Raw genomic sequence first — 14,616 nt, forward strand, 5'->3', positions numbered from 1 at the left:
TGACGTGGCGGCCGAGTCGAGCGGGTCCGGCCGGCTCAGGCGGTCATGTGCCGCCACTTCTCGTGCACGGTGACGCGGGTGAGCCGCCAGCCGTCACGGGTGCGGGCCAGCGCGAAGCCGTAGCGCCCGGCCGCGACGAAGTTCGGCGAGGTGACCGAGGCGTCGGAGTCCGGCCCGGCCAGCCGCATCGGATTGAGGAAGTCCGCCCGGACCTCGGCGCTGTCCCCGGGAGAGCCGCCCAGGTCCTCCAGCCGGATCAGCCGGTTCACGATCAGGTGCTGGCGGACGGGGAAGAGCGTCATCGTCCGCTCCAGCCAGTCCGCGACCTCCGCCACCGGCCCCTCGATCCCGCCGGCCGAGCTGTAGTCGACCCTTCCGCCGGTGGTGAACAGGGCGCGGTACGCGTCCCAGTCACCGTCGTCGACGGCCACCGCGTAGCCCGTGACCACCTCGTCGATCGCCAGCCGGTCCATCACCGTCGCGAGATCCACACGCTGAGTCATCGGGTCAGTGTGGGGCTGCGCGGGCGCGAGGCCAAGGGCCGTGCGCCCACCGGATCTTCCCGCGGGCGGTCAGTGACCGGAACGGGACTCCCGCTGCCGGACCACGACGAGGAACGCGTCGCTGTCCAGGTCCATGACCACCTCCGCCGGCACGCCCTCGCGCATCCGCTGCGCCGCGTACTCCTCGGCGGGCCAGCTTCCCCGCGGACTTCCGGCGGGAAATCGCTCCAGCACCACTCGACCCATGGGACACCCCCTGCTGTTTGCCTTCCGCTCTCTTCAGGCACAACGACGCGCAGGCCGCCCGGGAACGTTCCCGAACGGCCTGCGGTTCACGCGAAGAGGTGGAGCGGGGCTCCGCGACAGGGCCTAGGAACCGGACTCGCCCGCGTGCGGGCTCAGCACGTCCGTGCCGATCAGCACGAACAGCAGGATGCCCAGGAGGATCCGGTAGATCACGAAGGGCATGAAGCTCTTGGTCGAGATGAACTTCATGAACCACGCGATCACGGCGTAGCCCACGAAGAAGGCGATGACCGTCGCGAAGATCGTCGGACCCCAGGAGATGTGCCCCGGGTTCTCCACGACGTCCTTGATCTCGAACGCCCCCGAGGCCAGCACGGCCGGGATCGCGAGGAGGAAGGAGTAGCGGGCCGCGGCCTCGCGGGTGAAGCCGAGCAGCAGACCGCCGGAGATCGTCGCGCCGGACCGGGAGACGCCGGGGATCAGGGCCATCGCCTGGCAGAGGCCGAAGATCAGACCGTCCTTGACGCCCAGCTGCTGCAGCGTCTTGCGCTCGCGGATCGCGCGGTGCCGGCCGCCTTCCTCGTCGCGGGCGGCCAGCCGGTCGGCGACGCCGAGGACGACGCCCATGAGGATCAGGGTGGTGGCCGTCAGCCGCAGGTCGCGGGCCGGGCCCACGATCGCGTCCTTGAAGACCAGACCGAGGACGCCGATCGGGATCGAGCCGACGATCACCAGCCAGCCCATCTTGGCGTCCTGCTCGGAGCGCAGGGCCTTCGTGTACAGGGAGCGGAACCAGGTGGAGACGATCCGCGCGATGTCCTTGCGGAAGTAGATCAGCACGGCGGCCTCGGTGCCGATCTGGGTGATCGCGGTGAAGGCCGCTCCTGGGTCGTGCCAGCCGGCGAACGCCGCGGTCAGCCGCAGGTGGGCGCTGGAGGAGATCGGGAGGAACTCCGTAAGCCCCTGGACGAGACCGAGGATTAGGGATTCGAACCAGCTCATGTCGGGGTGCGCTCGTCCTTGTGATCGTCGGGCAGTTCGCGTCCGATGCTAGGGCCCGTGCGAAGCGGCGCTGACCACAGGGGGGTGCTGGGGCACCAGTTCGGTCACTCGATCCTCGGTTCGAGGGGGTGCCAGACGGTGTCGCTTGCGCCATCCGAAGACCGCGCCGCCCACAACGGAGACGACGATGAAGCCGAACGAGACGAGGAACGCGGGCGATCCGGGCGAGGAGGCACTCGCGCCCGCGATCACGTACGCGGCGGTGTTCGGGACGACCCCGATCGCCGTGGCGAGGAGGAACGGTCCCCAGCCGCACCGCGACACCGCAGCACAGTAGTTGGCCACCACGAACGGCAGTCCGGGGAAGAGCCGGACCGCGAGCATCGAGCGGAAACCGTGCCGGCTGAGCTGCCCGTCGGCCGCCTGGAGCCAGCGCCCGCGCAGGAGCGGCCGCAAAGCCTCCTGGCCCAGGATCCGGCCCAGTCCGAAGGAGATCGCGCCACCGAGCACCGTGCCGCCGACCGCCGCGACGAGGCCGAACTGGGTGCCGAAGACGGCTCCCGCAGCCAGATTGAGCAGGGGGCGCGGCACGAAGGCGGCCGTGCACACACCGTACGCGGCTGCGAACAACAGGACCGCCGTGCCCACCGGGAGCCCCGGGGGCCAGCCCTCCGAGAGGACGCGCTGGGGCTCGTACAGCAGCACGCACACGCCGGCCGCGACGAGCAGCACGACGAGCACCGACAGCCGGGTCCACGGCGCGAGGAGGAGGGACATCCCGGGAGACTAGCCCACGTATACGGCGGGGCGCCGTAATCTGGGCCTCATGCCGTCGAACGACGGGCGACCCCCGCGAGTTCCCCGCAGCGCCCTCGCGGACACCCTGCTGGAGCGGCTGCCGGAGGCGTACGGGGCGGCCGCCGATCCCGTACGAGCCGCGGCCATGGCCGCGTACATGAAGGGCGTCGCGCCCTTCCTCGGCATCCCCACCCCGCTCCGCCGGGAACTGTCGAAGACCGTGACCAAGAACACTCCGGAACCGGCCGAGACGGACTGCGCGGCGCTCGCGCTGCGCTGCTGGCTCCTCCCGGAGCGCGAGTACCAGTACTTCGCGGTGGACTACCTGCGCCGCCACGCCGCCCGCTGTTCCTCCGGCTTCCTGCCTGTGGTCCGGCACCTGATCGTCACCGTCCCCTGGTGGGACACCGTCGACCTGCTGGCCGCGCACACGGTCGGCCCGCTGGTGGCCGCCGACCCGGAACTCGCGGCCGTGATGGACGAGTGGATCGAGGACGACGACCTCTGGCTCGCCCGCACCGCGCTGCTCCACCAGCTCCGCTTCAAGTCCGCCACCGACACCGGACGGCTCTTCGCCTACTGCCGTCGCCGGGCCGGCCACCCGGACTTCTTCGTGCGCAAGGCCATCGGCTGGGCCCTGCGCGAGTACGCGAAGACGGACCCCGAAGCGGTACGCGCCTTCGTCGAGGCCGAACGCGGCTCCCTGGCCCCGCTGTCCGTGCGCGAGGCGCTCAAGAACCTCTGACCACGCCGTAATTCGTTCGACGTGCCCCGGCGCGTCCGGCAGGATCAGGGGCATGAACCGGTATGCCTTCCTCGCAGCGCGGTCCGCAGTCGCGGACGCGCCGAAGGCTGCCGCGATCGCAGACGCAGCGGCAGGCGCACCTGCGTACGCACCCGTCTTCGCCGCATTCGACGGCGCACGAAGCTGACCCTTCCCGGATCGTCCGGCGGACCCCGCAGGGGGAGGGTCGGCTCGGTCCCGGGGTCCCGTTCCAGCTTCCAGACACGGGAATGAATCATGGCCAAGACGGCCTTCGTGCGCACCAAGCCGCACCTCAACATCGGCACCATGGGTCACGTCGACCACGGCAAGACCACCCTCACCGCCGCCATCACCAAGGTCCTCGCCGAGCACGGCGGCGCCTCCTTCGTGCCCTTCGACCGCATCGACCGGGCCCCCGAGGAGTCCCGGCGCGGCATCACCATCAACCTCACGCACGTCGAGTACGAGACCGACACCCGGCACTACGCCCACGTGGACATGCCCGGTCACGCCGACTACATCAAGAACATGGTCACGGGCGCCGCCCAACTCGACGGCGCGATCCTCGTCGTCTCCGCGCTCGACGGGGTCATGCCACAGACCGCCGAGCACGTGCTGCTCGCCCGGCAGGTCGGCGTCGACCACATCGTGGTGGCGCTCAACAAGGCCGACGCCGGGGACCCCGAGCTGACCGACCTCGTCGAGCTGGAGGTCCGCGAGCTGCTCACCGCGCACGGATACGGCGGTGACAGCGCGCCGGTCGTACGGGTCTCCGGACTCGGGGCGCTGGAGGGCGACCCGCGGTGGACGGAGGCGATCCAGGCGCTGCTGGACGCGGTGGACACGTACGTACCGACCCCGGTGCGCTACACGGACGCGCCGTTCCTGCTGCCGGTGGAGAACGTGCTGACCATCACCGGGCGCGGCACCGTCGTGACCGGCGCCGTCGAGCGCGGCACCGTACGGCTCGGGGACCGCGTCGCGGTCCTCGGCGGTGACGGCGAGCCGGTCGAAACGGTCGTCACCGGGCTGGAGACCTTCGGGAAGCCGATGGAGTCCGCCGAGGCCGGGGACAACGTCGCGCTGCTGCTGCGCGGGGTGCCGCGCGACGGCGTGCGCCGCGGGCACGTGGTGGCCGCGCCCGGCAGCGTGACACCGCAGCGCCGTTTCACCGCGCAGGTGTACGTGCTCTCCGGGCGCGAGGGCGGCCGTACGACACCGGTCGCCAGCGGCTACCGGCCGCAGTTCTACATCCGCACCGCCGACGTGGTGGGGGACGTGGACCTGGGTGAGGCCGCCGTGGCCCGGCCCGGGGAGACGGTCACGATGACCGTCGAGCTCGGCCGGGACGTCCCCCTGGAGCCGGGGCTCGGCTTCGCGATCCGCGAGGGCGGGCGGACCGTCGGCGCGGGGACGGTGACGGCCGTACTGGGGTGACGGCCGTACCGGGGTGACCCCAGCCCGATCCGGACCCCTCTGTGGTGGCGGTGGCCTGGCTGCGCCAGACTGCCGGCACCACAGGCATGAGCAAAGGGGCGGGCGGAGATGAGCGCGGACACGGCACTGGTGCTCGGCGGCGGGGGACTGACCGGCATCGGCTGGGAGTGCGGAATCCTGTACGGCCTCGCCCGCGCGGGCGTGGACCTCACCACCGCGGACCTGGTCGTCGGCACCTCGGCCGGTTCGGTGGTCGGGGCGCAGCTCACCTCCGGGCTGCTCACCGCGCAGGAGCTGTACGAGCGTCAGCTCGGGGACCCCGCCGGGGAGGCCACGGCGAAGCTGGGGGCCGGTCTCCTGGCCCGGTACGCCGTCGCGATGGCGCGCTCGCGCACCGCCGCGGCCTACCGGCAGCGGGTCGGCGCCATGGCGCTGGCCGCCGACACCGGCGCCGAGGCCGAGCGGCGCAAGGTGCTGGCCGCCCGGCTGGTCTCGCACGAGTGGCCCGAGCGCCGGCTCGTCGTCACGGCGGTGGACGCGCTCAGCGGTGAGCTCAAGGCGTTCGAACGGGCGGGCGGCGACGGGCTCGTCGACGCGGTCTCGGCGAGCTGCGCGGTGCCCGGGGTCTGGCCGCCGGTCACGGTCGGCGGCCGCCGCTTCATCGACGGCGGAATCCGCTCCGCCACCAATGCGGACCTGGCCGCCGGCTACGCGCGCGTGGTGATCCTCGCCCCGATGTCGCTCGGCTCCGGGCTGGTCCCCTCGCCCTCGGCGCAGGCCGAGCGGCTGCGGGAGGCGGGTGCGCGGGTACTGCTGATCACCCCGTCGGCGGCCGCCCGCAAGGCCTTCGGGCGCAACGTGCTGGATCCGGCGCGGCGGGACCCGGCCGCCCGGGCGGGCCTGGCGCAGGCCGAGGAGCACGCGGGGGAGACGGCGGCGGTCTGGTCGGCCGGCGCCGCCTGAGAGGTGCCCGAAGGCTGTTCGAAGCCCGCCCGGGCGCTGCCGGACAATGGAGCGGTGAGCGACGAACAGATCCCGGTCGTCCGGGACGTGGGCCAGGGCACCGCCAAGCTGATGCCGGACGTGGACCGGGACCGGGCCTGGCTGCTGACCGTCGACGGCGCCCCGCAGTCGTATGTGGACCTCGACGATCCGCAGCACCTGGAATTCGAGTACGTACGCCGCCTCGCGCACGTCCTGGACTGCGCCGCCGATCCGGGGCTCGCCCTGGACCTGCTGCACCTCGGCGGCGGCGCGCTCACCCTGCCGCGCTACGCCGCGGCCACCCGGGCCGGCTCCCGGCAGACGGTCGTCGAGTTCGACGCGGGCCTGGTCGGCCTGGTGGCCGAGCACCTGCCGCTCGCGGCGGGCTCCGGGGTCACCGTGCACACCGCCGACGCCCGTGCCTGGCTGGAGGCGGCGCCCCCGGCGAGCGTGGACCTGGTGGTGGCCGATGTCTTCGGCGGCTCGCGGGTGCCCGCGCAGCTGACGTCGGTGGAGTACGCCCGGGCGGCCGCGCGGGTGCTGCGGCCCGGCGGGCTGTACGCGGCGAACCTGGCCGACGGGGCGCCCTTCGACTTCCTGCGGGCGCAGGTGGCGAACTTCGCCGAGGCGTTCGCGGAGCTGGCGCTGATCGCCGAGCCGGCGGTGCTGCGGGGGAGGCGGTTCGGGAACGCCGTACTGCTGGCCTCCGACACCCCGCTGGAGGTGGGCGCGCTGGCCCGCAGGTGCGCGGCCGACGCGTTTCCCGCCAGGGTGGAGTACGGGGACGGGCTGGTTCGGTTCAGGAAGGGCGCGGCGCCGGTGGCCGACGCGGACGCGGCCCCTTCCCCGGCGCCGCCGGAGGGGGCGTTCAGCCTGGGGTGAGCGGCCTGGGGTGGGTGGCCGGGGGTGAGCGGCCGGCGCCGATGGTGCGTCAGCGGCCGACGGCGTCGGCGGGGGTCGGCCCGGCCGGGGCCGCGGCGGCGCCGGCGACCGTCTTGCCGTGGGCCCCGCGGGTCATGCGGCGGACGTCCGGGACCAGCAGGACGAGGGCGGTGGGCACGACGACCAGGACCGCGCAGCCCCACAGGGCCTGGGTGCGCCCGAAGGCCGATTCGGCGGGACCGGCCAGGGCGGTGGCCAGCGGAAGCATCGACACCGAGCCGAACCAGTCGTAGGCCGTGACCCGGGAGAACTTCTCCTCCGGGATCTCCTGGTGCATCGCGGTCATCCAGTTCACGCCGAAGACCTCGATCGCGGCACCGCTGACGAACATCACCACGCACAGCCCCCACACGGGCAGCGGCACGGCGAGTCCCGCCGAGGGCAGCGCCAGCGGGAACACGCACAGGGTGCCGACGAGCAGCAGACGGCGCGGCTTCCACGCCATCATCAGGACGGCCCCGGCGATGGTGCCGACGCCGAAGAAGGCCAGGGCCACGCCCCAGGGCGCGGGCCCGCCCAGCTGGTCCCGGGCGACCAGCGGTCCGTAGACCGCGTCGGCGGCGCCGACGACGGCCACCACGACGGAGAACTGGAGCACGATGCTCCACAGCCAGGGGCGGGTACGGACCTCGACCCAGCCCTCGCGCAGATCGGCCAGCAGGCCGCCGCCGGGGGCCCGGTCGGGCACGTGGCTGACGTCGAGGAAGGTCCGCAGGGCGCCGGCGACGGCGAAGGCCGCCGCGTCGGCGGCCAGGACCCAGCCCGGGCCCACCGCGGCGATCATCGCTCCGCCGAGGGCCGCGCCGCCGATGCCGGCGCCGTTGATCGCCATGCGGAAGAGCGCGAACGCCCGGTTGGAGTGTTCGCCGGAGACGGTGGAGAGCAGCATGCCCTCGGCCGCGGGATTGAAGAAGGCCGTACCGGTGCCGCACAGCGCGGTCAGCAGCATCATCTGCCACAGCTGGGGTTGGCCCGCGAGGACCAGGACGGCGAAGGCGGCCTGCGAGAGGCAGTTCAGGACGTTGGCCGCGACCATCACGCGGTGGCGGGGCAGCCGGTCGGCGATGGCGCCGCCGATGAGCAGGAAGAGGACGAGCGGCAGCGTGCGGGCCGCCGCGATCAGGCCCACGTCGCCGACGGACCCGCCGGCCTCCATGACCGCGAAGGCGGCCGCGATGTGTGCTCCGTGGCTCCCCAGGTTCGTGATGATCGCCGCACCTGTGAGCAGGCTGTAGTTGCGGCCGGCCCAGTCGGGTCGGCGGCGCTTCGCGGACGTGCGGGGTGCTGCGGTGCGGGGAGAGCTCACCCCGGGACTATCCCCGCCCCGGGCCGATAATCCAAACGGATTGCCGGCCCGGGACACGGGACGCGGGGATCACGGGGTGGTGAGCCGGATAGAACTGATGATCTTGTCAGAGACGTCGTTCGGAACTTCGTCCTTCACGGCGGCCGCGCTGATGAGCACGAAGCTGGCGAAGTCACCGACGGCGTTCTTGAAGCCGAAGCCGACCGTCTTGCCGTCGGTGGAGCACTTGTGCTCCTTCTTCAGGTTCGGAGCGGTCGCCACGACCAGGTGGCCCTTGACCCCGGAGGAGGTCGTGTACTCCTTGGGAGCGCCCACCTTGACCGTTCCCTTGGGCTCCTTCTGGGCGAAGGCCGCCCAGGCCCACGCACCGGTGTTGTCGGTCGCCACCTGTGCGGTGTCCTTGGCACCCTGGGCACCCTTGATGCCGGTGTCCGCGAGGGAGAACTTCTCGACCCTGCCGTCCGCGTCCTTGTCGACCGTGCACCACTCCTCCTTGAGGGTGGCAGTGCCGCTCATCGTGATGATGGGCGTGCCGTCGTTCTTGACCTCGTCGTGGAAGGAAAGGCTCACGCCGGAGTCGTTGACGTTCCACTCGGGCGGCACGTCGTAGCTGACGCCGTACTTCGTGTTGACCACGACCTTCCAGCCCGGGATGACGGGCTGGGCGCTGCCGCCGGCCCGCGGGTTCGGGCTGCTGCCGGCCGGGGCGGGTGCCTCGGAGGCCGGCGCCGAGGGGCTGACCGACGGCTTGTCGTCGGCCTCGGTCTTCTTGTCGTCCCGGGTCAGGACGAACGCGCCGGTCGCGGCGGCCGCCACGACGACGGCGGCCGCGGCGACGATCGCCACGGTCTTGGTCGAGTACGGGCTCCCACCGCTGCCGGCGGCGGGCTGGGGCTGCTGAGGCAGCTGGGGCTGGCCCCACTGCTGGCCGGGAACCCCCTGGGGCTGCTGGTACCCCGGCTGCTGCGGGTATCCGTAACCGGGCTGCTGCTGGTACGGGTTCGGCTGCCCCGGCTGTCCCGGCTGCTGCTGGTACGGGTTCTGTTGCGCGTCCTGAGGGTTCTGTTCTCCCCCGGGCGGCTGCTGCTGTCCTGGCCACATGGCCGGTAACGATAGTGGCCGTGGCGGCGGGGAGCGACGGCCGCCCCCTTGGGAGCTCTGGTCAATGAGGACTACTCGTGGGTAACATCGCGTCCCATGAGCGCAGATCAGATGAACGTGGGCGAACTGCTCGCCGCGACCGTACCGATGGCCCGGACCCTGAACCTCCAGTTCCTGGAGACCACCCCCGAGCGCGCGGTCGTCCGGCTTCCGGACCAGCCCGACTACCACAACCACGTCGGCGGCCCGCACGCCGGCGCGATGTTCACCCTCGCCGAGTCCGCGAGCGGCGCGATCGTCCTGGCCGCCTTCGGCGACCAGCTCTCGCGCGCCGTCCCGCTCGCCGTGAAGGCCGAGATCGGCTACAAGAAGCTCGCCAAGGGCGTCGTGACCGCCACCGCCACCCTCGGCCGCCCGGCAGCGGAGGTCATCGCCGAACTCGATGCCGGCGGCCGCCCCGAGTTCCCCGTCACCATCGCCATCCAGCGCGAGGACGAGGCCGTGACCGGCGAGATGACGGTCGTCTGGACCCTGCGGCCCAACGCGTGACGACCGGCCGACGCCAACCCCTGCGGCCACGGGCTGCCACGTCCTAAGCTCCGTCGCACGACGACGGAGGGAACGCCCGTGGCCAAGATCGACATCAGCCTCGACGCCGAGCTCGTGGTGGAGGTGATGGTGCTCGCCGGAGTCGGCTCGCCGCAGGACGCGGTGGAGGCCGTCGTACGGGACTACATCGCGCGCGGCCACCGCACCGAGGCACGGGTGCAGCGCCAGGACGAGGCCCGGCGCGGCGCCGACAGCGCACCGCCGCTGCCGGAGGGCTGAACCTCGGCGCCGCGGTGGCGCGTCTCGGCCGACCCGGCGGGCGTGCGGCGCACAGTGGGCGCGGGAGCGGTCCGGCGCGGGCCGCTCCCGCCGACCCACGCCGCAGGGAGCGCCCATGAGCGAGGCCGTGTCCAGACGTTCCGCGATGCGACTGCTCGCGGCGGCGGGCACGGTGGGCACGGCCCTCGGAACGGGCGCCTGCGCGCCCGGGGTGCCGCCGGGCGCGGGAGCCCGTACGGCGCCGCCCGCCGCACCGGCCGCCGCCGAGGCCAAGGGCGCCGCGCGCATCGACGCCCTCCTGGAGCGCCTCACCCTCGAGGAGAAGACCGGCCTGCTGCACGGAGCCCCCGATCCCGCCTCCCTCGGCCAGGCCGGCTACGTGCCCGGCGTACCGCGCCTGGGCATCCCGTCGCTGCGCCTCGCCGACGGGCCCGCCGGGGTACGGGTCGCCCGGCCCGCCACCGCACTGCCCGCGCCGGTCCTCCTCGCCTCCGCCTTCGACCCGGCGCTGGCCCGCGAGTACGGCCGCGTCATCGGCCGCGAGGGCCGGGCGCTCGGCCAGGACGTCCTGCTGTCACCGATGGTCAACCTCATCCGCACCCCGTACGCGGGCCGGAACTTCGAGACCTTCGCCGAGGACCCGCACCTGACCGCCGACCTGGTGGGCGAGATGATCCGCGGCATCCAGGACGAGGGCCTCATCGCCACCGTCAAGCACTTCGCCCTCAACAACCAGGAGCACGGCCGCGACACCGTCGACGTGATCGCCGCCGAGCAGACCCTCCACGAGACCGAGCTACGGGGCTTCGAGGCCGCCGTGGCGGCCGGCGCGGGCGCCGTCATGGGCGCCTACAACAAGGTCAACGGCGTCCACGCCTGCGAGAGCAAGGCGCTGCTCGACGAACTGCTGCGCGGCAGCTGGGGGTTCGACGGCTGGGTGATGTCCGACTGGGACGCCACCCACAGCACCGTCGCCGCCATCGGCGCCGGCCTCGACATGGAGATGCCCGGCGGCACCCACTTCGGCGGATCGCTGCGCGAGGCGGTGCGCGCAGGCTCCGTACCGCAGGACGCCGTCGACCTCGCCGTCCACCGGATCCTGACCACCATGGACCGTTTCGCACTGCTCGCGGCCCCGCCCGCCGCCCGGCCCCCGCGCGACGCCGCCGCCGGGGCGCGGACCGCCCGCAAGGTGGCCACCGCGGGAGCGGTGCTGCTGCGCAACGAACACGGCACCCTGCCCCTGACCGGCGCCGCCGCCCGCTCGATCGCGGTGATCGGACCGACCGGCCAGGTGCCCTTCGTCGGCGGCGGTGGCAGCGCGCACGTGGTCCCCGACGGGGCGGCCGCCCCGCTCACCGCCATCCGGCGACGGGCCGGGAACGGTTCGACCGTCCGCTACGCCCTCGGTGAGGACCTGTACGGGCGGCCGCTCCCGGCGAAGCTGCTGATCCCGGCCGCCGACCTGGACGCGGGGGCCGTGGAACCCGGGCGCGTCTGGAGCCACGAGGGGGAGTTCCGCCTCGCGGACGACGACGAGTGGACCCTGCTCGTCCACTACACCGGGAAGCGGCCCGTCGTACGCCTCGACGGCGAGGAGCTGTTCCCCGTCCGGCAGGGCGCGGCCGAGTACTTCGCCGGCGGCCTGCTCGGCTCCGCACCCGACGGGATGAGCGTCCGCCGCACCACCCTCGCCCTCAAGGCGGGCGCCCACCGGCTCGCCCTGACCGCCGAGGGCGGGGACAAGGGCCAGCGCTTCCGGCTCCGGCACACCACCGGGGCGATCCGCGCCGCGGACCTCGCCGAGGCCGTGAAGACCGCGAAGTCGGCCCGCAGCGTGGTGCTGTTCGCCTACGAGGACGCCACCGAGGGCCGGGACCGGACCTCCCTGGCCCTTCCGGGCGGGCAGGAACGGCTCATCGAGGCGGTGGCCGCCGCGAACCCCCGTACGACCGTCGTGCTCAACACCTCCTCCAGTACGACGATGCCGTGGCTCTCCCATACCGGAGCGGTCCTCCAGATGTACTACCCGGGCCAGGAGGGCGCGGGAGCCACCGCCGATCTCCTCTTCGGGGACGTGGACCCCGGAGGGCGCCTCACCCAGACCTTCCCGGCCGACGAGCAGGCCACCCCGGTCGGCGGCGACCCGCTGCGCTACCCGGGGGTGGGCGGCCGGCAGGAGTACTCCGAGGGCATCCACGTCGGCCACCGCTGGTACGACGCCCAGCGGGTGACCCCCCTGTTCCCGTTCGGGCACGGGCTCTCGTACACCACCTGGCAGTACGAGAAGCTCACCGTCCGGCCGGAGCGGGGCGGGCTGCGCGTGGAGTTCACCGTCCGCAACACCGGTCGCCGCAAGGGCACCGAGGTGGCCCAGGTGTACGTCGGGCCGTCCGCGGACCTCGAGCTCGACCAGCCGGTGCGCGCGCTGGCCGGCTACCGGCGACTGGTCCTGGCACCGGGCGAGGCGGAGCGGGTCACTCTCGACATCACCGCGCGGACGCTGTCGTCGTGGGACCCGGAGCGGCATGCCTGGGTGCTGGGCTCCGGCCGGCGGCAGGTGTTCGTGGGCCGTTCGTCCCGTGAACTGCCACTGAGGTCCAAGGCGGTCGTGACGAGCCGATAGGCTGCCGGTTCGGCGTGTCACAGGGGGCGCGCCGGGGACGACACGGGAGGACGTACCGGTGCACATCCAGGAATGGCTGGAGACGATTCCGGCGGTCAGCATCTATCTCCTGGTGGGTCTGGTCATCGGGCTGGAGAGCCTCGGCATCCCGCTGCCGGGAGAGATCATCCTGGTCAGCTCCGCGCTGCTGGCCTCGCAGCACGGGGAGATCGACCCCGTGATCCTGGGGCTCTGCGCGATCACCGGGGCGATCGTGGGCGACTCGATCGGCTACGCGATCGGCCGCCGGGGCGGCAAGCCGCTCCTGGAACGGCTGGGCCGGCGCTTCCCCAAGCACTTCGGACCCCAGCAGGTGGCGCTGGCGGAACGCTCCTTCGAGAAGTGGGGCATGTGGGCCGTCTTCTTCGGACGGTTCGTGGCCCTGCTGCGGATCTTCGCCGGGCCGCTGGCGGGCGTGCTGCACATGCCCTACTGGCGCTTCCTGGTCGCCAACGTCCTCGGTGGCGTCCTCTGGGCCGGCGGTACCACGGCCGTCATCTACTCGGTCGGGATCGTCGCCGAGCCGTGGCTGAAGCGTTTCTCCTGGCTGGCCCTGGCGCTCGCCGTGCTGTTCGGGCTCGCGGTGACGCTCGTGGTGCGCAGCCGGATGAAGAAGGCGGCCGCCGGAGCGGCCGCCGAAGCGGACATCCCCTCGCAGGCGGCGGCCCGGGCCACCGTCGGCGAATGACGGCAGCGGCGGGACCGGAGGGGGAATGGTCCGGCGAGGGCCGGTCGGACCACTACAACCCGCTGATCAACGGGCTGGGACGAGCCGCCGAGAGCGGCGACACGGCCTTGGTGCAGCGCCTGCTCGCCGCGGGAGCCGAAGCCGACGCCTACGTCATCGGCGGCCGGCGAGCGCTGGACCTGGCCGTGTGCGCCGGGCACGCGCACATCGTCCGGCTGCTCCTCGCGGCGGGCGCCGACCCCCGGCTCGACGCGGGTGCCTACGACGAGGCGACGCCGCTGTGCCTGGCGGCGATGCGCGGGGACACGGACGTCGCCCGGGCCCTCCTCGACGCGGGAGCCCCGCCCGGCGGTCCCGCCGGACGGATGCGCTACGTGCCGCTGGTCCTGGCGGCCACGGGCAGGGACCGCGAGCACACGGAGCTCGTGGACCTGCTGCTGGACCGGGGCGCCGACATCGAGGAGGAGATGAGGGACCGCACCGCGCTCGACTGGTCCGCCCGCTTCGGCTACCCGGCCCTGGTGGAGCTGCTGCTCGCACGGGGCGCCGTCCCCACCGAGCGGACCGTCCGGGAAGGGACGGCCGGGCAGCGGATCACCGCCCGCCGCGGACCCTTCTCGCACGACCCGGACCACAAGGCCGTCAGGACCCTGCTGGCAGCCGCGTGGGCGGCCCGGCAGGCTCCGGACAAGACGGTCTAGCCCTCCGGGGTCACCGACGCGCGGTGCTGCTTGGCCAGCTCCACGTACATCAGGGCGTTGACCTTGATGCCCTCGCGCTCCTCGTCGGTCAGCTCACGGCGCACCTTGGCGGGCACGCCCGCCACCAGTGAGCCGGGCGGGACGACCATGCCCTGCGGGACCAGGGCCTGCGCGGCCACCAGCGAACCGGCACCGATCACGGCGCCGTTCAGCACGGTCGCCCCCATGCCGATCAGGCAGTCGTCCTCGACGGTGCAGCCGTGCACGACGGCGTTGTGGCCGATGGAGACGCGCTCGCCGATCGAGACCGGGAAGCCGGGGTCCACGTGCACCGTGCAGTTGTCCTGCAGGTTGCTGTCGGCGCCGAGCGTGATCGGGCCGCAGTCGGCGCGCAGCACCGCCGAGTACCAGATGCTCGCGCCCGCGGCGAGGGTGACATCGCCGACCACGACCGAGGTCGGAGCCGTGAAGGCCGTCGGGTCGATGTCCGGGTTCTTGCCGCCGACACCCGCCACGAGTGCCTGGGCCGCCTGATGCGTCATGTTCTCTTCCTCTGCGTCCGTCGTCCGGTTGCCGCGCTCACGGCACCGTAGGCCACGCGTGCTGCCGCACCGGCGATGGGGTGAAGATCACAGGAGTGTGGCCGGGG

Annotated in this window: 16 protein-coding genes; 9 read left to right on the forward strand and 7 right to left on the reverse strand. The window is 73.1% G+C overall.

The features are described 5' to 3' along the window. Window positions 1-35: 35 nt before the first annotated feature. The 4 genes from ACZ573_RS31105 to ACZ573_RS31120 form a co-directional block, all read right to left on the reverse strand. Window positions 36-503, reverse strand: coding sequence for a nuclear transport factor 2 family protein (locus tag ACZ573_RS31105; protein ID WP_471310539.1), 468 nt, complete (start codon window positions 501-503; stop codon window positions 36-38). Between the two features lie 69 nt (window positions 504-572). Then, window positions 573-749 (reverse strand): hypothetical protein, encoded by a 177-nt coding sequence (locus ACZ573_RS31110; protein ID WP_181382610.1) that lies wholly within the window; start codon window positions 747-749, stop codon window positions 573-575. 123 nt (window positions 750-872) lie between these two features. Further along, entirely contained in the window at window positions 873-1,751 is an 879-nt protein-coding gene (locus ACZ573_RS31115; RefSeq protein WP_471310542.1) for an undecaprenyl-diphosphate phosphatase, read from the reverse strand. A gap of 48 nt (window positions 1,752-1,799) precedes the next feature. Further along, window positions 1,800-2,528 (reverse strand): TVP38/TMEM64 family protein, encoded by a 729-nt coding sequence (locus tag ACZ573_RS31120; protein WP_471310545.1) that lies wholly within the window; start codon window positions 2,526-2,528, stop codon window positions 1,800-1,802. A 49-nt stretch (window positions 2,529-2,577) separates the two neighbouring features. On the opposite strand from ACZ573_RS31120, the gene ACZ573_RS31125 reads away from it, so the two are divergent. From ACZ573_RS31125 to ACZ573_RS31140, 4 genes are all read left to right on the forward strand, one after another. Further along, window positions 2,578-3,294, forward strand: coding sequence for a DNA alkylation repair protein (locus ACZ573_RS31125; RefSeq protein WP_471310548.1), 717 nt, complete (start codon window positions 2,578-2,580; stop codon window positions 3,292-3,294). A 276-nt stretch (window positions 3,295-3,570) separates the two neighbouring features. Continuing rightward, on the forward strand, window positions 3,571-4,752 hold the full coding sequence (gene tuf / locus ACZ573_RS31130) for an elongation factor Tu (RefSeq protein WP_471310551.1): 1,182 nt from the start codon (window positions 3,571-3,573) through the stop codon (window positions 4,750-4,752). Between the two features lie 108 nt (window positions 4,753-4,860). Further along, entirely contained in the window at window positions 4,861-5,715 is an 855-nt protein-coding gene (locus ACZ573_RS31135) for a patatin-like phospholipase family protein (protein WP_471310554.1), read from the forward strand. A gap of 111 nt (window positions 5,716-5,826) precedes the next feature. Next, window positions 5,827-6,618, forward strand: a complete 792-nt coding sequence (locus ACZ573_RS31140) for a spermidine synthase (RefSeq protein ID WP_471310819.1) — start codon at window positions 5,827-5,829, stop codon at window positions 6,616-6,618. A 49-nt stretch (window positions 6,619-6,667) separates the two neighbouring features. On the opposite strand, the gene ACZ573_RS31145 is transcribed toward ACZ573_RS31140, so the two are convergent. Both ACZ573_RS31145 and ACZ573_RS31150 read right to left on the reverse strand, forming a co-directional pair. After that, on the reverse strand, window positions 6,668-7,984 hold the full coding sequence (locus ACZ573_RS31145; RefSeq protein WP_471310556.1) for an MFS transporter: 1,317 nt from the start codon (window positions 7,982-7,984) through the stop codon (window positions 6,668-6,670). 69 nt (window positions 7,985-8,053) lie between these two features. After that, window positions 8,054-9,085 carry a DUF8017 domain-containing protein gene (locus tag ACZ573_RS31150; RefSeq protein ID WP_471310558.1) on the reverse strand — a complete coding sequence of 344 codons (1,032 nt, stop codon included), beginning with the start codon at window positions 9,083-9,085 and terminating at the stop codon, window positions 8,054-8,056. 96 nt (window positions 9,086-9,181) lie between these two features. Between ACZ573_RS31150 and ACZ573_RS31155 the strand changes: the two genes are divergently transcribed. From ACZ573_RS31155 to ACZ573_RS31175, 5 genes are all read left to right on the forward strand, one after another. Next, window positions 9,182-9,634: a DUF4442 domain-containing protein gene (locus ACZ573_RS31155; RefSeq protein ID WP_181382609.1), complete on the forward strand. Its 453-nt coding sequence runs from the start codon at window positions 9,182-9,184 to the stop codon at window positions 9,632-9,634. 78 nt (window positions 9,635-9,712) lie between these two features. Then, window positions 9,713-9,913 (forward strand): DUF2191 domain-containing protein, encoded by a 201-nt coding sequence (locus tag ACZ573_RS31160; protein WP_471310561.1) that lies wholly within the window; start codon window positions 9,713-9,715, stop codon window positions 9,911-9,913. 115 nt (window positions 9,914-10,028) lie between these two features. Further along, entirely contained in the window at window positions 10,029-12,539 is a 2,511-nt protein-coding gene (locus tag ACZ573_RS31165; protein WP_471310564.1) for a glycoside hydrolase family 3 protein, read from the forward strand. Window positions 12,540-12,597: 58 nt separating this feature from the next. Continuing rightward, window positions 12,598-13,266, forward strand: coding sequence for a DedA family protein (locus ACZ573_RS31170; RefSeq protein WP_471310567.1), 669 nt, complete (start codon window positions 12,598-12,600; stop codon window positions 13,264-13,266). Continuing rightward, on the forward strand, window positions 13,263-13,967 hold the full coding sequence (locus ACZ573_RS31175) for an ankyrin repeat domain-containing protein (protein WP_471310569.1): 705 nt from the start codon (window positions 13,263-13,265) through the stop codon (window positions 13,965-13,967). Before ACZ573_RS31170 ends, ACZ573_RS31175 begins: the two co-directional genes overlap by 4 nt. On the opposite strand, the gene ACZ573_RS31180 is transcribed toward ACZ573_RS31175, so the two are convergent. Further along, entirely contained in the window at window positions 13,964-14,509 is a 546-nt protein-coding gene (locus ACZ573_RS31180; RefSeq protein WP_468120198.1) for a gamma carbonic anhydrase family protein, read from the reverse strand. The two genes, ACZ573_RS31175 and ACZ573_RS31180, sit on opposite strands and share 4 nt — an antisense overlap. Window positions 14,510-14,616 lie beyond the last annotated feature (107 nt).

The sequence above is a fragment of the Streptomyces sp. NPDC040545 genome (genome assembly GCF_055595065.1).